The organism is Acidiferrimicrobium sp. IK, assembly GCF_025499425.1.
Classification (GTDB): Bacteria; Actinomycetota; Acidimicrobiia; order Acidimicrobiales; family Palsa-688; genus Acidiferrimicrobium.
In genome coordinates this window covers 76,956-96,713 of the sequence record NZ_JAIMCB010000005.1, presented here as the reverse complement: position 1 = coordinate 96,713, position 19,758 = coordinate 76,956, and the positions used below count along the sequence as shown (strand labels likewise).

The 19,758-nt window shown below is 70.4% G+C and carries 19 protein-coding genes; 4 read left to right on the top strand and 15 right to left on the bottom strand.

The window, feature by feature from the left end:
* Positions 1 to 292: 292 nt before the first annotated feature.
* The 5 genes from K6U06_RS09875 to K6U06_RS09855 all read right to left on the bottom strand — a co-directional run bounded on the left by K6U06_RS09875 (position 293) and on the right by K6U06_RS09855 (position 6,550).
* Positions 293 to 1,951 (bottom strand): FAD-dependent thymidylate synthase, encoded by a 1,659-nt coding sequence (locus tag K6U06_RS09875; protein WP_262321764.1) that lies wholly within the window; start codon positions 1,949 to 1,951, stop codon positions 293 to 295.
* A 79-nt stretch (positions 1,952 to 2,030) separates the two neighbouring features.
* Positions 2,031 to 4,790 carry a DEAD/DEAH box helicase gene (locus tag K6U06_RS09870; protein WP_262321763.1) on the bottom strand — a complete coding sequence of 920 codons (2,760 nt, stop codon included), beginning with the start codon at positions 4,788 to 4,790 and terminating at the stop codon, positions 2,031 to 2,033.
* Between the two features lie 49 nt (positions 4,791 to 4,839).
* Entirely contained in the window at positions 4,840 to 5,622 is a 783-nt protein-coding gene (tatC, locus tag K6U06_RS09865) for a twin-arginine translocase subunit TatC (RefSeq protein ID WP_262321762.1), read from the bottom strand.
* A gap of 12 nt (positions 5,623 to 5,634) precedes the next feature.
* Positions 5,635 to 6,006, bottom strand: coding sequence for a twin-arginine translocase TatA/TatE family subunit (locus K6U06_RS09860; RefSeq protein WP_262321761.1), 372 nt, complete (start codon positions 6,004 to 6,006; stop codon positions 5,635 to 5,637).
* A gap of 211 nt (positions 6,007 to 6,217) precedes the next feature.
* Complete coding sequence (locus tag K6U06_RS09855) at positions 6,218 to 6,550, bottom strand: hypothetical protein (protein WP_262321760.1); 333 nt, start codon at positions 6,548 to 6,550, stop codon at positions 6,218 to 6,220.
* Positions 6,551 to 6,647: 97 nt separating this feature from the next.
* Here K6U06_RS09855 and K6U06_RS09850 point away from each other — a divergent pair, with 97 nt between their 5' ends.
* Positions 6,648 to 7,322, top strand: a complete 675-nt coding sequence (locus tag K6U06_RS09850) for a glycerophosphodiester phosphodiesterase (protein WP_262321759.1) — start codon at positions 6,648 to 6,650, stop codon at positions 7,320 to 7,322.
* Here K6U06_RS09850 and lepB read toward each other — a convergent pair.
* From lepB to pafA, 4 genes are read right to left on the bottom strand one after another with little or no spacing between them, the layout of a single operon-like run.
* Positions 7,309 to 7,914 carry a signal peptidase I gene (gene lepB / locus K6U06_RS09845; RefSeq protein ID WP_262321758.1) on the bottom strand — a complete coding sequence of 202 codons (606 nt, stop codon included), beginning with the start codon at positions 7,912 to 7,914 and terminating at the stop codon, positions 7,309 to 7,311. The two genes, K6U06_RS09850 and lepB, sit on opposite strands and share 14 nt — an antisense overlap.
* Before the next feature lie 11 nt (positions 7,915 to 7,925).
* Positions 7,926 to 8,930 (bottom strand): helix-turn-helix transcriptional regulator, encoded by a 1,005-nt coding sequence (locus K6U06_RS09840; RefSeq protein ID WP_262321757.1) that lies wholly within the window; start codon positions 8,928 to 8,930, stop codon positions 7,926 to 7,928.
* A 13-nt stretch (positions 8,931 to 8,943) separates the two neighbouring features.
* Positions 8,944 to 9,906, bottom strand: coding sequence for a helix-turn-helix transcriptional regulator (locus K6U06_RS09835; protein WP_262321756.1), 963 nt, complete (start codon positions 9,904 to 9,906; stop codon positions 8,944 to 8,946).
* A gap of 4 nt (positions 9,907 to 9,910) precedes the next feature.
* Positions 9,911 to 11,269, bottom strand: coding sequence for a Pup--protein ligase (gene pafA, locus K6U06_RS09830; RefSeq protein ID WP_262321755.1), 1,359 nt, complete (start codon positions 11,267 to 11,269; stop codon positions 9,911 to 9,913).
* Between the two features lie 166 nt (positions 11,270 to 11,435).
* Between pafA and K6U06_RS09825 the strand changes: the two genes are divergently transcribed.
* On the top strand, positions 11,436 to 11,807 hold the full coding sequence (locus K6U06_RS09825; RefSeq protein WP_262321754.1) for a DUF2007 domain-containing protein: 372 nt from the start codon (positions 11,436 to 11,438) through the stop codon (positions 11,805 to 11,807).
* A gap of 61 nt (positions 11,808 to 11,868) precedes the next feature.
* Here the strand turns inward: K6U06_RS09825 and prcA are convergent, their stop codons facing one another.
* The 4 genes from prcA to dop form a co-directional block, all read right to left on the bottom strand.
* The gene (prcA, locus tag K6U06_RS09820; protein WP_262321753.1) at positions 11,869 to 12,657 is read right to left on the bottom strand and encodes a proteasome subunit alpha; all 789 of its coding nucleotides are present in this window, start codon (positions 12,655 to 12,657) and stop codon (positions 11,869 to 11,871) included.
* Positions 12,654 to 13,472: a proteasome subunit beta gene (prcB, locus tag K6U06_RS09815; RefSeq protein WP_262321752.1), complete on the bottom strand. Its 819-nt coding sequence runs from the start codon at positions 13,470 to 13,472 to the stop codon at positions 12,654 to 12,656. Before prcB ends, prcA begins: the two co-directional genes overlap by 4 nt.
* Positions 13,473 to 13,589: 117 nt before the next feature.
* Positions 13,590 to 13,784, bottom strand: a complete 195-nt coding sequence (locus K6U06_RS09810; protein WP_262321751.1) for a ubiquitin-like protein Pup — start codon at positions 13,782 to 13,784, stop codon at positions 13,590 to 13,592.
* An 8-nt stretch (positions 13,785 to 13,792) separates the two neighbouring features.
* Positions 13,793 to 15,292, bottom strand: coding sequence for a depupylase/deamidase Dop (gene dop / locus K6U06_RS09805; RefSeq protein ID WP_262321750.1), 1,500 nt, complete (start codon positions 15,290 to 15,292; stop codon positions 13,793 to 13,795).
* Positions 15,293 to 15,492: 200 nt separating this feature from the next.
* Here dop and K6U06_RS09800 point away from each other — a divergent pair, with 200 nt between their 5' ends.
* The gene (locus K6U06_RS09800; protein ID WP_262321749.1) at positions 15,493 to 16,227 is read left to right on the top strand and encodes a hypothetical protein; all 735 of its coding nucleotides are present in this window, start codon (positions 15,493 to 15,495) and stop codon (positions 16,225 to 16,227) included.
* Between the two features lie 92 nt (positions 16,228 to 16,319).
* Here K6U06_RS09800 and arc read toward each other — a convergent pair whose 3' ends face one another.
* Positions 16,320 to 17,981: a proteasome ATPase gene (gene arc / locus K6U06_RS09795; protein WP_410051022.1), complete on the bottom strand. Its 1,662-nt coding sequence runs from the start codon at positions 17,979 to 17,981 to the stop codon at positions 16,320 to 16,322.
* Between the two features lie 313 nt (positions 17,982 to 18,294).
* Here arc and K6U06_RS09790 point away from each other — a divergent pair, with 313 nt between their 5' ends.
* Positions 18,295 to 18,528 carry a ferredoxin gene (locus K6U06_RS09790; RefSeq protein WP_262321747.1) on the top strand — a complete coding sequence of 78 codons (234 nt, stop codon included), beginning with the start codon at positions 18,295 to 18,297 and terminating at the stop codon, positions 18,526 to 18,528.
* A gap of 10 nt (positions 18,529 to 18,538) precedes the next feature.
* On the opposite strand, the gene K6U06_RS09785 is transcribed toward K6U06_RS09790, so the two are convergent.
* Positions 18,539 to 19,735, bottom strand: coding sequence for a MarP family serine protease (locus K6U06_RS09785; RefSeq protein ID WP_262321746.1), 1,197 nt, complete (start codon positions 19,733 to 19,735; stop codon positions 18,539 to 18,541).
* Positions 19,736 to 19,758 lie beyond the last annotated feature (23 nt).

The window sequence follows — 19,758 nt, the reverse complement described above, 5'->3', positions numbered from 1 at the left end:
AGCAGCCTCAGTGCCAGCGACTGCGCCCAAGCAACCGGCTAGCTCTCGACAACAACAGCAACCCCAAGCTCAACATCCGGCTCATCGTCAACATCAGGCTCACCATCAACATCAGACTCACCATGAACATCAGCCTCACCATCCACGGCGGGCTGGCAGGCCTCGACCTGAACTGCGGGGTCAGCTTCAAGCGCGCAGCCGGTCCGCCAGTGCGCAACGAAAGGCGCAGAAAGCGAAGACGCCGGGGCGCGGACGCCCAACGCCGGAGACCGCCTGGCGCCGGCGAGTCCTGTCAGCCGCTGGGCGGGGGCTGGACCCGAAGCCGGCGCTGCTCGGCCCGCCGCTCCCCCGCCAGCCGCTCGAGGCCTTCGTGCTCGTAGTCGGCGTGGTCGACGAAGGTCATCAGCTCGGCCAGAGCCCGGTGCCCGGCCTTCTCGGCGATCAGCCGGTGCATCTGCTGGCCCACCTTGCGGTACTCGGGGTGCCCCTGGGCGGTGGTCCGCAGCTCCAGCATGTGCATGGCCTCGCGGGCGTTGAGCTGCATGCTGTAGCGGACCCGGTAGGCCAGGGCGACGCCGTAGCCGGCCCGCTGCGGGCCGAATCGCTCCCCGATCACGTCGTAGAGGGCGGCGGAGCGCTCCATCGCGGCGTGGTAGGCGTCCGCGGCGCCCGCCGCTATGACCGAGCCGGGCAGGGTGTAGCCGTGAGCGGGGCTCAGGCTCTGCCATTCGATGGTCAGCATCCGGTGGCGCTGCAGGTCTCGGAAAGCGCCGTAGTCGGAGACCACGTCGAAGCGGTACATCGACCGCTCGAGGGCCCGGCCGGGGCGGTGCCGCCGGTTGGAGCGGTCGCCGGCGTAGCGGCGGACCACCTCGAGGCGCTCCTCGGCGCCCATGCGGGCCACCCGCTCGGCCACCACCGCCTCGGGGAGGTGGGTGAAGGGGTACAGCATGGCGGTGAGGGTCTTGGTCTCGGCGTCAGGATCCCAGTCGACCAGCGTGACCTCCGGGTCGCCGCCCTCGGTGGCGGCGGAGGTGGTGTGATCGTCGGGGGTGGCGAAGAGAGCGTCGGCCAGGTCCTGCATGACCGCGTGGTTCTTCTCCATGTACTCGACCCAGGCGCCGCCGCGGTCGGGCACGTCGACGCGCCGGACCCAGGAGGGGATGACCTTGCGCAGCTCGACGAGCATCAACTCGGCGTACGCCCGGGCCTCGGGGAGGGGGTGGGCCCGCATGCGCAGCAGGAGCGCCTCGTAGGCCTGGCCGCTGGCGTAGATGCCCAGGTTGGAGGTGGCCGCGGCGGGGAGCATGCCCCGCAGGGCGTCGAAGGCCTTGGCCCGGATGGACTGGCGCCACACGAAGTCGGAGTCCCCCGCCTGCTTGGGGTGCTCGGCGGAGAACCACGCCCCGAGCACCGGGAGCAGCTCGGCGTAGGCGTCGAAGAGGCGGTCCATGTCACCGACGTAGCGGGCCCCGAGCGGCGAGTCGAGGATCGCCGGGTCCCGGTAGTAGCGGTAGCGGCCGTTGGGGAGCCGGGCGTCGTAGGCGACGTAACGGGTCGACTTCTCCATGTAGGCCATGAGGCGGCCCCACTCGAGGACCTTGGTCAGGAGGTTGGAGGCCTGCTCGCAGGCCAGGTGGACCCCGCCGAGCTGGGCGACGGAGTCGTCGCCGTACTCGAAGAACACCCGCTCGTAGAGCTCCTCGGCCCGGGCCAGGCCGACGGTGGCGTCGACGCTGTGGTCGCCGCTGATGTCGAGGTCCCCGACGAACTCGTCGAGGAACAGCCGCCGGAGGCTCTTGGCCGTGCGGGAGTAGCGGGCGAACAGCGCCCCTTTGACCACTTCCGGCAGGTTGACGAGAGCGAAGACCGGACCGTCGAGGTTGGTGAAGTACCTGCGGAGGATCTCCGCCTCGTCGTCGGTCCACTCCTCGGTGGCGTAGAGCTCCATCGCGTCCAAGAGCCTACGGGGAGCCCGGGTCCCGCGTGGCGGATGGGCAGGGCCGCACCGGCCGTCGCTCCGCCGGCACCTAGGCGACCGGGCTGACCACCGACGACGCCGCTACCACACCCCGGAACAGGGCATCGGAGGCGCGGCGGGCGGTCGCCGCGGTGGCGGCGTCGGGCGCGTGGTCGCCGAGCTGGCGCAGCAGGTCGATGAGCTGCTTCACGTTGCGCACGAAGTCGCCGCCGGAGAGCCCTTCGTCGCCGATCACGTGGGTCAGGTCCTCGCCGTCGGCCCAGCGGTAGGCGAACGCCGCGAAGCCCATGTCCGGCCGGCGGGTCAGCGGCAGCCCGGCGGCGTCCTCGGCCCGGTTGAGCTCGGTGGCGATGGTGTCGATCATCGGCCAGCGCTGGCGGAGCCGGGCGGTCGGCCACCACGCGGCCGGTTCGGCCTGCCCTCGCTGCTCGAACACGAACACCGATACCAGCGCCGCGAGCTCCGCGGGGCCGAGGCCGTCGAGGGCGCCGGTCTCCAGGCACTCGGCCACCAGGAGGTCAGCCTCGTGGTAGAGCCGGGCCAGGCGCTCCCCTGCCGGGGTCAGGCGCCAACCCTCCACGTAGTCCCAGTCCTCGAGGACCTGCAGCACCCGGTCGAAGAGCCGGGCCAGGGACTCGGTGCGGCCCTTCACCCGCCGCTCCAGGCGCTCCACGTCGCGCTGGAGCCGGTCGGCGCGATCCAGCGCCCGGAGGTGGGCGCGGGCGTCGGGGCAGGCGGCGACGGGATGGCTGGCCGCCGCGGTGGCCTGCGCCATGGCCAATTCGCCCCGCCAGTGGCGCCCGCCTCGAGGGTGATGGCCGTGCAGGTCGCCCCGGCTCGGCGCGGGCTGCAACGACGCCGCGGTGAGCGCCGACGCCACCTGGCGCTGGAACCCGGCGTTGGTCGGGGCGAAAGGCGTCGGCAGCGGGATCCGCCCGACCGGTGCCGGGGTGCCCGGGAAGTCGCGGGGGCCGAGGTTGACGATGCGCCGCTCGGGGGTGATCGCCCGCAACCGCACGTCGCCTCCCCGCCGGCGGCTGGTCGACAGCACCGCCACCCGGCCGCCCGACTTGCCGCCCGGCACCACCAAGACGTCACCGGGCTTGACCCGCTCCAAAGCGGCGACCACCTCCGCGGTCATCGACGGCCGCTGGCGGGAGGACTCCTCGCTGACCCGTAGCATGCGACGGTACTCGGCGGCGTCCCCCCGCGAGCAGCCGGCGGCCCGCAGGGCCTCCTCCAAGGCGTGCTGGCTGCGCTCCAGCTGCGCCTCCAGCCGCACGACGTCGCTGTCCGCGCGGTACTGCGCGAAGGACAGGTTGAGGAGGTGGTGAGCCTGGTCTGGCGGGTAGCGCCGCACCAGGTTGGCTGCCATGTTGTAGGTCGGGCGGAAGCTGCTCGTGAGCGCGTAGGTGCGGGCCCCGGCCAGCCCGGCGACCTGGTCGAAGGGCACGAACGGCGACCAGAGCACGATGGCGTAGCCGACGTCGTCGATGCCGCGCCGGCCGGCCCGGCCGGTCAGCTGGGTGTACTCCCCCGGGGTCAGGAACTCGTGGCGTTCGCCGGTGAACTTGGTGAGCTTCTCGATCACCACAGAGCGCGCCGGCATGTTGATACCGAGCGAGAGGGTCTCGGTGGCGAACACCACCTTGACCAAGCCGGCCGCGAAGCACGCCTCGACGGCCTCCTTGAACGGGGGGACCAGCCCCGCGTGGTGGGCCGCGTAGCCGGCTTCCATCCCCGCCAGCCACGAGCCGTACTCGAGGATGCCGAGGTCCTCGTCGGTCAGCCCCTCGACGTGGGCCTCGGCGATGGCCCGTATCTGGCGCCGCTCGTCGATGGTGGTGAGCCGCCGGCCTTCTCGCATGCACTGGGTCACCGCGTCGTCGCACGCGGCCCGGCTGAAGATGAAGCAGATCGCCGGGAGCATTCCCTCCTCGCGCAACATCTCGACGACTTCGGGTCTGCGGGGGGTGAAAAGGCGCCCTCGGGCGCGGCCCCTCGGTCCGGGGCGAGGGAGCCCCTTGGCGTCGAGCGACACCGCCTCGGGGTTGGGCCTGCCATCTACAAGCGTCGGCAGCATGAGCAGCCGGTCAGAGGTCTTGTCGCCGAGCAGGTACAAGTCGTGGAGGGCGACTGGACGCCGGTCCTCGATGACCGTCGCGGTCTCGCCTCGAACGGTGCGGATCCAGTCCGCCAGCTCCTCGACGTTGGACACCGTGGCCGACAGGCACACCAGGTCCACGCCGGGCGGGGCGTGGATGATGACCTCCTCCCACACCGGGCCGCGGTAGGCGTTCTGCAGGTAGTGGACCTCGTCGAGGACCACGTAGCGGAGGCCGTCGAGGGCGCCTGACGCGGCGTAGATCATGTTGCGCAGCACCTCGGTGGTCATGACGACCACCGGAGCGTCGCCGTTGATGGCGTTGTCGCCGGTGAGCAACCCTACCGACGCCGCGCCGTGGCGGCGGACCAGCTCCCCGTACTTCTGGTTGGACAGCGCCTTGAGCGGCGTCGTGTAGAACGCCTTGCGCCCCTCGGCGAGGGCCCGGGCCACCGCGTACTCGGCCACCACCGTCTTGCCCGACCCGGTCGGGGCGGCCACCACCACGCTGTGCCCGGCGTCGAGCGCGTCGAGGGCCCGGCGTTGGAACCCGTCGAGCTCGAACCCCTGCCCGGCCACGAAGGCCGTCCGGACGGCGTCGGGCTCCGCAGTCGGGACGTCGGTCAGCCTGTCGGGGCCGCTGCTCGACTGGGGATCGGGGGCCGGCCGGGGGCCCGCAGGGCCGGCGGGCGAGGCGAACGCCACGGCGCCCTTTCTACCCCACCCGCCCCGCTTGTCTGGGGACCGGCGCCGGCTACTTGTGCAGGAGGCGGCCGATCAGGATCGACGCCTCGTAGAACACCAGCAACGGCACGGCCATCGCCACGAACGAGAACGGGTCGCTGCTCGGGGTGATGACCGCGGCCACGACGACCATGATGACGATGGCGGGCCGGCGCCACGCCCGCCACTTGGCGCTAGGCACCGCGCCGCTGATCTCTAGGAACACGACGACCAGCGGGTAGAGGAACACCGCTCCGAAGATCACCGCCATCGCCGCGTACAGCGTGAAGTACCGGGTCGGCTGGAACAGCGGGACGACGCCGTGGCCGCTCACGTTGATTAGCCAGTCGATCGCCTTGGGGAACACCAGCACCGCGGTCACCACGCCGGCGCTGAACAGCCCGACCGCCCCCAAGAAGAACGGGAGGACGTAGCGCTTCTCGTTCTTGTGCAGCCCCGGGGTGATGAAGCGCCACAGCTCCCAGAGCACCACCGGTGAAGCCAGGACGATCCCGGCGTAGACGCTGACCTTGATCCGGGTGGTGAAACCGTCGAGGGGCCCGGTGATGTACAGCTGGCAGCGTCCGGTGATCCCCTTGTTGGGGTGGTGAGCGATGAAGTCGCAGTACGGGTGCTCCATGAAGCTGATCAACTGGTTGTAGAAGAAGAACATCACCGTGGTGGTGGCGATCACCGCCAGGATCGCGATGATCAGGCGGTTTCGCAGCTCTGCGAGATGCTCGTAGATCGTCATCTCGCCGGCGTTGCGTTCCGGGTCGGCTCCGCCGGCCTCGCGGCGATCGGTCACGGTCACGGCGTCGGACGGCTAGTTGAACGAGGGGTCGTCGGGGACCACCGTCGGGTCGCCACCGCCCGCTACCGGCGGGACCGGCCGGGCCGCCGGCCCGGGCGAGGAGCGCAGCCCGTCGGCCAGCGTAGAAGGCCGGAACGGGTCGCTCACCGCGGTCATCGACGAGCGGACCTCGCTGATGCCGAACTCGTCCACTGCATGCTGGAGAGCCTGCCTCGGCTCGGCCAGAGCGTCGCGCACCTCCGACTGAAGCGAGCCTGACATCCGCCGCAGCTGAGCGATGAGACGCCCGGCGCTGCGAGCCGCGTCGGGGAGACGGTTGGGTCCCAACACGACCAGCGCGAAGATCCCGATCACGAGAAGCTTCTCGGGGTCCAGGTTGAACACGCCCGCAGTCTACTTAGCGTGCTGCTCCGGGGGCTGCGGGCCGGAGCGGCCAGGGAGTCGGCGCAGGCGAGCGGAGGTGTCCGCCAGCCGGTCGGCTTCGCGCTCGAGCCGGCCCCGGAGCAACGACAAGGCGACGGCGCCGGCCGCCCCGACCCCGAGGGGGGCCAGCCACCAGGCGCTCACCGGCGCGTCCGCGGGCGGGGGGAAACGGTCAGGCGGCGGGGCCTCGCGACAGGTTCCGCTGCAGCCACGCGTCGTCGTCCAGCTGGTAGTGGAAAGCCAGGAGGTCGTCGTGGGTGATGGCCGGCCCGTCCTTTTGTTCCCACATCTCGGCGGGCAGCTCCCAGTACACCACCTCGACCCCGGCCGCGACCAGGGTCTGCACGACGTGGGCGGTGGCGGGCTTGGACACCCGCAGCCGGCACTTCGGGCACAGGAAGGAATAGGTGCTCACGTCGGTGGAGTCGCAGACCTCGACCTGCACCTGCCGGATGCTCATCTCCACGTCGCCGCACTCGGCGCAGTTGGCTCGGACGGTCGCCATGTCGTGTCACCTTCCTGGTCCTTCGTACCATTGAGGTATCGGCACCGGGCGGGGGTTCTTGAGCGTGGTCGACGGTCCGGCCGGCAAGGATGGGGCCATGGTCATCGGCTTCGCCCACCGAGGCGCCCGGGCGCAGCACCCCGACAACACGCTGCCGGCATTCGTGGCTGCGCTGGCTCTCGGAGCGACCGGGTTGGAGAGCGACGCGTGGCTGACCGCCGACGGCGTGGCGGTGTTGGACCACGACGGCGTCGCCCGCCGGGGGCTGCGGCGCCGGGCCATCCGCACCGTTCTCAGAGCCGACCTGCCCCGCCACATCCCGGAGCTGGCCGACCTGTACGCCATCCCCGGGGCGGCCGACGTCGAGGTGTCCCTCGACGTCAAGGACCCCGCGGCGGTGCCGGCCATCCTGGAGGCGGCCGGCAGCGCCCGCCGACGGTTGTGGCTCTGCGGTGGGGATCTTTCCGCCCTCGCGGCGTGGCGGGGTGCCGACGCCGATGTCCGGCTGGTTCACTCGAGCGCCCTGCGGCGCCTCGGGCCTGATCCGCTCGCCCACCCTGCCAGGCTGGGCGACGTCGGCGCGGATGCGCTCAACCTGCGTCAAGGAGAATGGACCCCGGAGCTGGTGGAGGCGTGCCACGCCGCGGGGATCCAGGCGTTCGGGTGGGACGCGCAGCAGGCCGAGACCATCGACCGGCTGGTGGCGATGGGCATCGACGCGGTCTACTCGGACCATGTCGAGATGATGGTGGCCGCGCTCAGAACAGCTTGATGCTGGTGATCGGCCACACCCGCAAGACGGCCCGGCCCACGATCAAGTTGCCCGAGATCGGCCCGATGTAACGGGAGTCCTCGGAGTCCCCGCGGTTGTCTCCCATCACGTAATACTCGTTGCGGGGAAGCGTCAGCTTCGGCACCGGCGGCCCCGGGTCGGCCTTGGCCGACGAAGTCAGCCACGGCTGGTTGATCAGCTTGCCGTCGATGAATATCTCGCCGTTGGGACCGGACTGGATGGTGTCGCCGGGCAGGCCGATCACCCGCTTGATCAGGTCCTTTATGGAGGCGTTGGTTTCTGTCGGGGGCCGGGAGAACACCACGATGTCGCCGCGGTGCACGCTGTGGAGGTCGTAGCTCAACTTGTCGACCAGCACCCGGTTGCCCGGCTTCAGCGTCGGCTCCATCGAGCCCGACGGGATGAAGTAAGCCTCGAACACGAACGCCCGCACGACCAAGGTGAGCACCACCGCGACGGCGATGATCGCACCCCACTCGATGACCACCCGCCGGCGACCCCGGTGCTCCTCGCCGTCGCCGGGAGCGGCTCCGCGACCCGCCGGAGGTTCGGTGGGCGCTGGTTCAGCCACGGCGCAGCACCCTAGTCGCGGGAGGGGGCGCTGCCCGGTCGGCCCCCCAGCCCCGCGGACCGGTCCCTTTTCCCACCTCCGTCGGCCGAGGTGTAGCGGGCCAGGACCCGACGGGCCGCGTCCCGGCCGACGGAGGTGTCGCCCTCCACGACCGACGCGTGCGGCCCGGCCCGCAAGAGCAGCCGCTCCAGCCAGGCCCGCCCGGCGCTTCGGAGGCGGACCCGCAGCACCGAGCGGTCGCGGGCCTCGACGCCCTCATTCGGGTACGCCTCGGCGATCCAGTGAACGTCGGGGTCGAGGTCGAGGACCACCACCGGGTCGTCGGGGCCGGGCTGGAACACCGCCGGCGGGCCGCTCCCAGCGGGAGGTTCGGGCGCGGGCTGGTCGAGAACGGTCGCAGCGGAGATGCGGTCGACCCGGAACAGTCGGTGGCCCTCCGCCGCCTCGCACCACCCCTCCAGGTACCACTGGCCGGCCGCGTTGAACACCCGCCACGGCTGCACGACCCGCCGGGTGTGGTCGTCGCGTCCGAAGGTGTAGTAGTCGAGCTGCAGCTTTCGGCGGCGGTGCTCGCCGTCGCGGACGGCGTCGAGGATGCTCGGCGCGACCGGGCCGAGCTGCACGTCGACCGCGTCGTCGGCGGCCACGCCGAGCACCGTCTCCAGCTTCGCCAGAGCCCGGCTCAACGCGCCGTCGGGATCAGACCCGGGGACCGCCAAGAGGGTGGCGCCGGCGCTGACCAAGGCCAGGCCCTCCGGCGGGGTCAGGCGCAGCGGGCGGCGGAACCAGTCGGCGAAGCGGATCCACACCCGCCCGTCGGCGATGTCGACGTCGATGAGGGTGTCGGGGGTGAAGGGGTGGACCCCGCAGAGGAACAGCAGCTCCAAGTCGGCGACCAGCTCGCGCTCGGTCAGGTTGAAGCGGCGGCACACGTCGGCGACGCGGGGGCCGTCGTTGGCCGCGATCCACGGGACGATGGCCAGCATCCGCCCGAGCCGCTCCTGGGCCGGGGTCATCTCCGCGACTGCTTCACGACGCCCCGATCGCTTGCAGCCAGGCCACCATCTCGGCGCGCACGTCCGGCGGGCCGAGGATCTCGGCGTGCTCGAGCATCCCGAGGACGAACGAGCGCAACGCAGCCCGGTTGGTAACGGACACCTCGAAACGGACAGACCCGTCGGCGTTTACCTCCCGTACGGCGTCCTCCCCTAGCGACGAGCGGGCCCACGCCGCTTGAGGGGCGTCGACGAGCAGCTCCACGGTGCGTGCCTCGTCGTCGCCGATCTGCCACGCCGCGGCGGGACCGGTCGCGCCGTCGGCGGGCCGGTCGAACGCGCCGGGCTCCCCCACCGCGTCAACGGTGCCCTCGATGCGGTCCAGGCGGAACAGGCGGGCGTCGTGGCGCCCATGGTCGTAGCCGGAGAGGTACCACTGCCCGTTGCGGTACGACAGCCGCCACGGGTCCACGGTGCGGCGCTGCCCCCGGTAGGTGAACTCGATGCGCCGGCGGGCGGCGACCGCCCCGAAGACCGTCGCGGCGTGCGGGCCGCCGGGCAAGGAGGCGGTCTCCACCCGCGCCACGCCGGCCGCGGGCGGCGCGGCGGTGCCCGTCGCCGGGGTGCCGGGCGCGCCGGCCAGCTTGCGCAGAGCCGTCGTGGTGGCCTCGTCGGCACCGTCGACTTGGACCGCGGAGGTCGCGAGGCGCAGCGCGGCGAGCTCGTCGTCGTCCAGCCCCGGGTCGGGTAGCTCGTAGTCGTCGCGCCGGATCCGGTAGCCGAGCGCGCTCTCCGGGCGGTCCTGGTCGATGACCTCGGTGGTGACCGGCATCCCCACCTGCCGGAGGAGGTCCTTGTCCCGCTCGAAGTTGCGCCGGAACGCGACCGGGTCGTCGGAGTATCCACCGACCCGCTCCCGCAGCTCCTCCCTGGTGAGGGGCCGTTCGGCGTCGATGAGGGCGGCGGTCAAATTGACCAGCCGCTCGATGCGCGACACCGTCTCAGAGCGACGCGATGAGCCGCTCGACCCGCTCGTCGTGGGACTTGAACGGGTCCTTGCACAACACGGTGCGCTGCGCCTGATCGTTGAGCTTCAGGTGCACCCAGTCGACGGTGAAGTCCCGGCGGCGCTCCTTGGCCCGGCGGATGAACTCGCCTCGCAGCCGGGCCCGGGTGGTCTGGGGTGGCTCGTCGACGGCGGTCTCGATGGCCTCGTCGTCGCACATCCGCTCCACCATGCCCCGGGCCTGCATCTTGTAGAACAGGCCCCGGTCGCGGCTGACGTCGTGGTACTGCAGGTCCATCAAGGCCACCTTGGGGTGGGTCAGCGCGACCCCTTCCCGCTCCCGGTAGCGGTCGATCAGGCGGTGCTTGATGACCCAGTCGCACTCCCGGTCGAGGGACCACGGGTCCTTCTCCAGCCCCTCCAGGCAGTGCTCCCACATGTCCAGGGCCTGGTCCTCGAGGGCGGAGAGGCCCCGGGTCTCCTGGTAGCGGCGGGCCCGGTGGAGGTACTCGCCCTGGATCTCGAGCGCGGAAGCCTCCCGGCCGTTGGCCAGGCGGACCCGGCGCTTGCAGGTGGTGTCGTGGCTGATCTCGCGGATCGCCCGGATCGGGTTCTCGAGGGTCATGTCCCGCAGCACCACCGCCGGGTCCTCGAGCATCCGCAAAAGGATGCTGGTGGCGCCGACCTTCAAGAAGGTGGCGTACTCGCTCATGTTGGAGTCGCCCACGATGACGTGGAGGCGCCGGAAGCGCTCCGCGTCGGCGTGAGGCTCGTCGCGGGTGTTGATGATCGGCCGGCTGCGGGTCGTCGCCGAGGAGACGCCCTCCCAGATGTGCTCGGCCCGCTGGCTGATGCAATACATCGCGCCGCGGGCGGTCTGGAGGACCTTGCCGGCACCGGCGTAGATCTGGCGGGACACGAGGAACGGGATGAGGACCTCGGCGTAGTGGCTGAAGTCGTCGCGCCGGCTGGTCAGGTAGTTCTCGTGGCAGCCGTAGGAGTTGCCGGCCGAGTCGGTGTTGTTCTTGAACAAGAAGATGACGCCACGGATGCCTTCCTCCCGCAGCCTGCTCTCCGCGGAGATCACCAGGTTCTCGAGGATCCGCTCCCCGGCCTTGTCGTGGACGACCAGGTCGAGGATCGAGTCGCATTCGGGCGTGGCGTACTCCGGGTGGCTGCCGACGTCTAGGTAGAGGCGGGCGCCGTTCTCCAGGAACACGTTGGAGGACCGGCCCCAGCTCACGACCCGACGGAACAGGTAGCGGGCCACCTCGTCTGGGCTCAAGCGGCGCTGGCCGCGGAGCGTGCAGGTCACCCCGTATTCGTTCTCCAACCCGAATATGCGACGGTCCACGCTGTCCTTCCACACTGCTTCGCAGGGGCGACCGGGGCCTCCGGCACCACCTCTCGTGCGCCGTTGCGGCAGCGCACTTGGGCACGCTAGCGACCCGAACGCCCCTTCGGGCGCACCTGGGGGCTGCTTCCATGCGCGGCTGGCGGCGGGTCGCTACCGTTGGCCCATGCCCGGGGCCCAGACGTCACCCAGGAAGATGGTGCACGTGCGGACGGTGCCGACCGCCTTTCACGCCAGGGTGATCGCCGCCCGGCTGGGGGCGGAGGGCATCGTGACCGACCTGCGGGGCAACGTCGGCGGCCCGTACCCCTTCGGCGACGTGTCGGTGTGGGTTCCCGAGGATGACGTCGACGAGGCCAGCGAGCTGCTGCTGGCCGATGAGGTCGAGGCCGCCTTCTGCCCGCACCCCGACGACGAGGAGCCGAGCCCCTCGACCCGGGCGGTGGTGTTCGGTCTCAGCCGGCGGCGGCTCCTCGCCGCCGTCGGGCTGGTGTTCATCGTCTGCGCGACCCTCGCCGCGCACGTGGCGATCGTCTGAGCGCCGCCAGCCCCCCGGCTGTCAGGGCAGGCGGTGAACCCCGGCTGTCACTCCTCGGCTGTCACTCCCCGGCTTCGGGGGTGCCCGCCGCTTCGTTGCCTGGCTCGGCGCCTGTGACCCCGTCACCCGCGTCGCCGGGCGAGTCCTGGTCGCTGCTGGGCTGGCCGGCCGGCTCGGCCAGCAGCGCCTCGATCTCGGCGGTCTCCACCCGCCGGAACGCCCGACGGCCGTTGCTGCGGGCCAAGACCGCTACCTCCAGCTCACCGGCGCCGAGCGCCCTGTCGTCGCCGCTCAACGCCTTGGACGCGGCCCGCAGGGCGGCGCCGAGGTCCCAGCCCGGATCGAAGGTCGCTTCCAGGCGGCGGGCGATGGACTCGGCTTCACCGCCGAGGACCGTCATCCGGTCCTCGTCGACCACCGACCCGTCGTAGAGGATGTGGAACAGCTGGTCCTGGCCGGGGGCGGCGCCGACCTCAGCGACGAGGATCTCCACCTCTAGCGGCTTCATCTCGTGGGTGAAGACGTTCCCCATGTACTGGGCGTAGAGGTTGGCCAGCGACCGGGCGTCGACGTCCTCCCGGCTGTACTGGTAGCCCTTGATGTCGGCGTACTGGACGCCGGAGCGGCGCAGCTGGTCGAACTCGTTGTAGCGACCGACGCCGGCGAACGCGATCTGGTCGTAGATCTCGCTGACCTTGTGCAGTGACCGGGAGGTGTTCTCGGCGCAGATCACGATCCCCTCGGCGTATACCGTGGCGACCAGCGGCCGGCCCCGCGCGATGTTCTTGCGCGCGAAGTCAGCCTTGTCCTTCATGAACTGCTCGGGCGCTACATAAAACGGCATGCTCATCGGTCCGGCACCTCTGACTGGATCTCGGCCTCGCTGAGCGTGGCCACGACGGTGCCGAAGGCCTCGGCCACCTCAGACTCTGCGACCCGCTCGAAACCAGCCGCGGTGATGGTGGCCACCGTCGGATAGATCTTGCGGATGGCGTCAGGGCCACCGGTCGCCGAGTCCTCGTCCGCGGCCTGCCACAGGGCCCGCACCGCGAGCTCGATGGCCGCGGAGCGGTCCATGTTGGCCTTCCACCCCAGCTTCACCGTCGTGCGGGCGTCGCGCCCCCCGGAGCCGTCGGCGTGGAAGTCGGTCTCCTCGTAGCGGCCGCCGGTCGGGTCGTAGGTGTAGATCCTCCCCACCCCCCGGCGCAGGTCGTAGCCGGCGAAGAGTGGGACCACGACGAAGCCTTGCATGGCCATGCCCAGGTTGGCCCGAACCATCCCCGACAGCTGGTTGGCCTTGCCCTCCAGGCTGAGCGCCGAGCCCTCGACCTTCTCATAGTGCTCCAGCTGGAGCTGGAACAGCTTGACCATCTCCATCGCCGGGCCGGCGGCGCCGGCGATGGCCACGCCGCTGTGGCGGTCCGCGGGATGGACCTTGTCCATGGTGCGGTGGGCGATGGACGACCCGGCCGTCGCCCGACGGTCGCCGGCCATCAGCACGCCATCGGCGTAGCGGATGGCGACGATCGTGGTGCCGTGGCGGATCTCGAAGGGGGCTGGACCGCTCGGCTGCGACACCGCGAACGGCTCGTGGCCGACCTTGCGCAGGACGTCGGTGAAGCTCGGCCCCGGGTCCTCCTGCGGGCTGAACATCGGAAGGCTCATAGGGACCCGCACCCTACCGGTCCGCCACCGGTTGCTGAAGTTGGGTCACCCGCCGGTGGCCGGCCAGACCCTATGCCGCCGCCGATCCCCCAACGGCGGACCCAACCGGTCCGGCGGTCATTCACCACCCTTTTGGACATACGCCCGCACGAAGTCCTCCGCGTTCTCTTCGAGCACCTCGTCGATCTCGTCGAGGAGGTCATCGAGCTCGGCCTTGAGCTCCTCACCCTTCTTGGAGGTGGTGGGGATGTCCTCGACGGTCTCCTCTTCCGTCTTGGATGGGGTCTTCTTTATTTGCTCTCGTTCAGCCATGTGTCCTCCTAGGAACCGAGACGGTCCAGCAGCTCAGCGGGGCTCGAGACGCTACTGAGCAATTCTTCGACGTGTGCGCGGGTTCCTCTGAGGGGTTCCATCATGGGAACCCGGCGAAGCGGGTCCTTCCCGAGGTCGAACACCACCGAGTCCCAGTTGGCGGCGGCGATCGCCGAGGCCCAGCGCTGCAGGCACTTGCCCCGGAAGTAGGCCCGGGTGGTCTCCGGCGGTTCGGTGACCGCCCGGGCGATCGCGTCCGGGTCGAGCAGACGCTCCATCCCGGCGCGAGCGTAGAGCGACCTCTCCGGTCGCACGTCGTGGTACTGCAAATCCATGGCGGCCAGCTTCGGGCTGTGCCAGTCCAGTCCGTGGCGCTCCCGATAGCCCTCGATCATCCGGTACTTCGCCACCCAGTCCAATTGCCTGGCGAGCGACATCGGGTCGGACTCGAGGCCGGTGAGCACCTCCTCCCAGCGCCGGAGGATCTCGTTGCCGGTCTGGCTGCCGCCTACGCTGTCGAGGCCCCGATCCTCGGCGTACTTGCGGGCCAGGTCCAGGTGCTCCCACTGCATCTCCAGAGCGGTCATCGACCGGCCGTCGGCGAGGGGGATGGGCCGGGTCAACTCCCGGTCGTAGGACACCCGCCGCATCGACGCCACCGGCGACTGCAGCGTGAAGTCGCGCCCGGCGCGCGAGAACCAGTCGTCCTCGATCATCGACAGCACCAATGCGGTGGTGCCGACCTTCAAGAATGTGGCGACCTCCGACATGTTGGCGTCGCCCACGATCACGTGCAGGCGTCGGTACTTGCCGGCGTCGCAGTGCGGCTCGTCGCGGGTGTTGACGATCGGGCGCTTCAAGGTGGTCTCGAGGCCGACCTCTTCCTCGAAGAAATCGGCTCGCTGGGTCAGCTGGAAGTCGACGTCGATCCCGCCGGTCGACGCCGCCTCGGTGCCCACCTTGCCGGCCCCGGTGAAGACCTGGCGGGACACGAAGTGGGGCATGACGTGCTGCACGATGCGGGCGAAGGGCAGCGCCCGGTCCATCAGGTAGTTCTCGTGGGTGCCGTAACTGTTGCCCTTGCCGTCAGAGTTGTTCTTCAGGACCATCAGGCTCTGGCCCGGTGGCAGCAGCCGGCCGGCCGCCTCCACGGAGCGGGCCAGGATCAGCTCGCCGGCCTTGTCATACAGCAAAGCGTCCCAAACGTCCGCGCACTCCGGAGTGGAAAATTCCGGGTGGGCGTGGTCGACGTAGTAGCGGGCGCCGTTGGTCAGCACCGCGTTGACCAGGTGGGTCTCGACCTCCGGGGGCATGGCACCTTCGCGCGCGAAACCCCTGGCGTCTCGGCCGGGGGTCTCGTCCTCGAAATCCCAGCTGACCTTGCGCGACAGCTCGGCGACGTACGCGTTGATGAGCGTCGACGACGCCGCGATCGGGTTGGGCTCGGTGGCACCCCTGATGATGATCCCGTACTCGGTCTCGAGGCCGAGAACCTTGACGATGGCCACGAGTCGACGTTATCCCGAACCCCACCGCTCTCGGGGTGAGCCCCGCGTGAACTTCCTGCGACGGCCAGCGCTGCAGTGCCCGGCACAAACCGCCCAAGTATGTACGGAAGATGAAGGAGATCGGTTGCCGCGGGGCGAATCGATGGGCGCGTCGCTGTGTCGATCGCACGTTGTACGTACCCATCACCAGGAGGACTCGCGTGACTGTTCTGACCACCACCCTCGTCCATCGGGCGGCCGTCGTCGGCGTCGCGGCCGTGACGCTGACGGGTATCGGAGCGGCCGCCGCGCATGCGGCGTCCACCCCGTCGGGAAGCTTCCACGCCGCGTTCCACGCCGGCACTTCGGGCGGTGGCGGCTCCGCTGCAGGGAGCATCAAGACGCCGGCCGGCACGTTCGGCGGTGGGGGCAGCCTGGCCGCGTCCACCAAGGGCGTGAGCTACTCGCTCACCACGACCAACCCGTTCACCGGCACCTCCACCTACAGCGGGACGATCCCGCCCTCCGGTCTGCCCAAGCCGCCCACGTCGTTGCCGAGCCTTCCGGGCGCCCCCAGCCTGCCCGGTGCTCCGAGCCTGCCCGGTGCTCCGAGCCTGCCCGGCCTGCCGACGTCGCTCCCCACCAGCCTGCCGACCCTGCCCGGCGCCCCCAGCTTGCCCGGTGCTCCGAGCCTGCCCGGCGCTCCGAGCCTGCCCAGTTTGCCCGGTGCTGGCAGCCTGCCCAGCTTGCCCGGTGCTGGGAGCCTGCCCAGCCTGCCGACGTCGCTCCCCACCAGCCTGCCGACGTCGCTGCCAACCAGCCTCCCCGGCCTCGGCAGCCTCGGGTCGGCCCCGTCGGCGTCGGGCAGCACGTCGAGCACCTTCTCCTCGAGCGGCGCCAGCACGGACAGCGCCCTGCATCTCGGGCCGCTGTCGATCTCCCTGGCCGGCAGCTGACAGCCGAGGGTCCAGTTGGCCACCGGCATGGGTGGCCAACTGGACCCCGAAGCTCCTCGCCGGCGCCCGGCGTGGGATCGCCCTAGCGGTGGCTACAGGTACTGGCCGGTGGCCACCCGCTCGATCGAGCGGCCCCCGGTGGTCTCCTCGCCCTGGGACATGATCGTGCGGATGTAGACGATCCGCTCGCCCTTCTTCCCCGAGATCTTGGCCCAGTCGTCGGGGTTGGTGGTGTTGGGCAGGTCCTCGTGCTCCTTGTACTCCTGCTTGATGGAGTCGAGCATGTCCTGGGTGGTGATCCCCCGCCCAGTGCCGGCGATGGCCCGCTTGATCGCCAGCTTCTTGGCCCGGCGGACGATGTTCTCGATCATGGCCCCGGACGCGAAGTCCTTGAAGTACATGATCTCCTTGTCGCCGTTTTGGTACGTCACCTCGAGGAACTGGTTCTCCTCGTCGGCCCGGTACATCTCGGCGACGGTCTTCTCGATCATGGCCATCGTGGCCTTCGCCGGGTCGCCCCCGCCGAGGGACGCCACCTCGCCGGCGTCGAGGGGCAGGTCGGGGGTGAGGTAGCGAGCGAAGATCTGGGAGGCGGCGTCCTCGTTGGGCCGCTCGATCTTGATCTTCACGTCTAGGCGGCCGGGACGGAGGATGGCCGGGTCGATCAGGTCCTCCCGGTTGGAGGCCCCGATGACGATGACGTTCTTCAGGGTCTCGACCCCGTCGATCTCGGCCAGCAGCTGGGGCACGATGGTCGACTCCATGTCGGAGGAGATCCCGGTGCCGCGGGTGCGGAAGAGGGAGTCCATCTCGTCGAAGAAGACGATGACCGGCATGCCCTCCTCGCTCTTCTCCCGGGCCCGCTGGAACACCAGCCGGATCTGCCGCTCGGTCTCGCCGACGTACTTGTTGAGCAGCTCAGGGCCCTTGATGTTCAAGAAGTACGAGGTGGCGGCCTTGTTGCCGGATACCTCGGCGACCTTCTTGGCCAGGGAGTTGGCGACGGCCTTGGCGATCAGGGTCTTCCCGCAGCCCGGGGGGCCGTAGAGGAGGATGCCCTTGGGGGCGGGCAGCTTGTGCTCGATGAACAGCTCGCGGTGCAAGAACGGCAACTCGACGGCGTCGGTGATCGCCTCGATCTGGCCGTCGAGGCCGCCGACGTCCTCGTAGGAGATGTCGGGCACCTCCTCGAGCACCAGGTCCTCCACCTCCGGGCGGGGCAGCTTCTCGAGCAGAAGCCCGGTGCGGCTGTCCATCAGCAGCGAGTCTCCCGACCGGAGCCGGACGCCCTTCAGGCCGTCGGCCAGCTCCACCACCCGCTCCTCGTCGGCCCGCCCGACGATCATCGCCCGGGTGCCGTCGTCGAGAACCTCTTTCAGCGTCACGACCTCACCGGACACTTCGGGGTTGCGGGCGAGCACCACGTTGAGGGACTCGTTCAGGACCACCTCCTGGCCCCGCACCAGCCGCTCCTGGTCCTCCGCGGTCAGCTCCGGGTGGAGAGCGACTCGCATCTTGCGGCCACCGGAAAACACGTCCACGGTGCCGTCGTCGTTGTGCCCGAGGAACGTCCCGTACGCCGAAGGCGGCTGGGTGAGCTTGTCCACCTCCTCGCGAAGCGCGGCGATGTGCTCGCGCGCCTCTCGAAGGGTGAAGGTCAGCCGCTCGTTTTGCGAGATGGCCTGCTGCAACTGGCCCTTGGTCTCGAGGAGCTTCTCCTCGAGGGTACGGACCCGGCGCGGGGCCTCCTGCATCCGGCGGCGAAGCGTCGCCACCTCGTCCTCGAGGGCCCTGGACTGCTCGGTCAGCTCGGCGACCTCGCGTTCGTAGCCGGCGATTCGGGCGTCATCAGCATCAGACACACCGACCACCTCCTCTCTGGTCGAGCTTGAAGGTGGAATGTACCCCCTGGCCCGGCGGAAGAAGTGGGCATTCCGCCGGTGTCACCGGGACAAACGGGGCGTCCGCTACTGTAGGACGAGCACTTGCCGCGGCGCGCCTACCAAAGGACCGCTGTGGTTCCCATCCGCAGGCTTTGTCCCCCTGGAAGAGCGAAGGCAATCCCCGATGAAGGTCTGGATCGATCAGGATCTCTGCACTGGTGACGGTCTCTGTGAGGAGATCGCCCCCGCCGTGTTCACGCTGCTGGACGACGGACTCTCGTACGTGAAGGAAGGCGACAAGGTCTTCGACAACCCGGGAGGGCACGAAGGCTTGGCCGTGGTCCCCGACGGGATGGAGGACGCCACCAAGGAGGCCGCGGAAGAGTGCCCCGGGGAGTGCATCTTCATCGAGGAGTGAGCGCCGGGCGTCAGCCCGCCAGGCAGCTCTGAGTGCTCACCGCGCCCGTCGTCGGGCTGGCCAGGACAGCCTGCAGTTCGCTGCTGGCCAGCGCGTAGGACGTTCCCGGCCGGTCGGGGGCGATGGCGAAAGCCACGCCGATGACCTTGCCGGCGGTTGACACCAGCGCGCCGCCGGAGTCACCCGGCATCAGGTAGGCGGCCAGGATGAACACGTCCCGACGGGTGGAGTGGGTGTTGTAGAGATCCTCCCCCACCGCGGTGACCTCCTGGCTGATCGCCGCGGGGATCACCTGCAGGGCGGTTTGGCCGCCGGGGTGGCCGAACACCGCCCCCTGCTCCCCCACCGTGCCAGTCGCGATGCTGAGCGGCGCCTCGGCCAGTCCTGGCACCGACAGCAGGGCCAGGTCCCGGTTCGGATCGAAGCGCACGACCGTCGCCGGCAGGGTCGACCCCGACGGGGTGATCACCGAAGTCTCGCCGGCCGGCTCCCCGGCCACGACGTGGGCGTTGGTCACCACCAGGTGCGGGGCGACGGTGAAGCCGCTGCCGTCCTGGATCCGGTTGCAGGCCTGCCCCTCGACTTTCACCGTGCTGGCCGTGACCGCGCTCACCGTGGCCGGGCTGAGGGGGACCGCCGCCGGCGGCGGCCCGGTGTTCTCGGCTTGGTGAAGCCCGTTGAACACCGTGGGGCCGGTGAGGTTGCCGACGAGCTGTCGAAGCCGTTCGACGGTGTTGGGAGCAGCCGGGAACGAGCCGTCGACCCACCGGGAGATCGCCGACTGCCGGCTGGCCCGCGCCGGCAGGCCCTGGACCGACCCGAGGGCCGGGAGGAGAAGCCAGAGGACGACCAAGACGCCGAGGATCCCGACCAGGGCGCCGATCCCGCGATCGACGAGGCGCAGCGGGCCGAGCGGCAGCGCCCTCGACAGGCTGGCCCCGAGGCTGGCCCCTACCGCCAGGCCGATCAAGGCCGGGCCGATCAGGACCGCCATCGCCACGAGCAACCGTGACGTCGACGAAGCCAGGGACATGTGGGCGGCGACGGTGGGGACCAGGCGGGCGCCGACGTACAAGCCGGCGGCCAGGCCGGCCCACGAAAGGGCCCGGGCCAGGAATCCCATGCGGAACCCGCCGACCGCGGCGGCCGCCGCGATGACGATGATGAGGACGTCGAGGCCGTTCATGGGCGCCGGCCCGGCGGGCACCGCGACGCCTCAGGCCGGCGGTC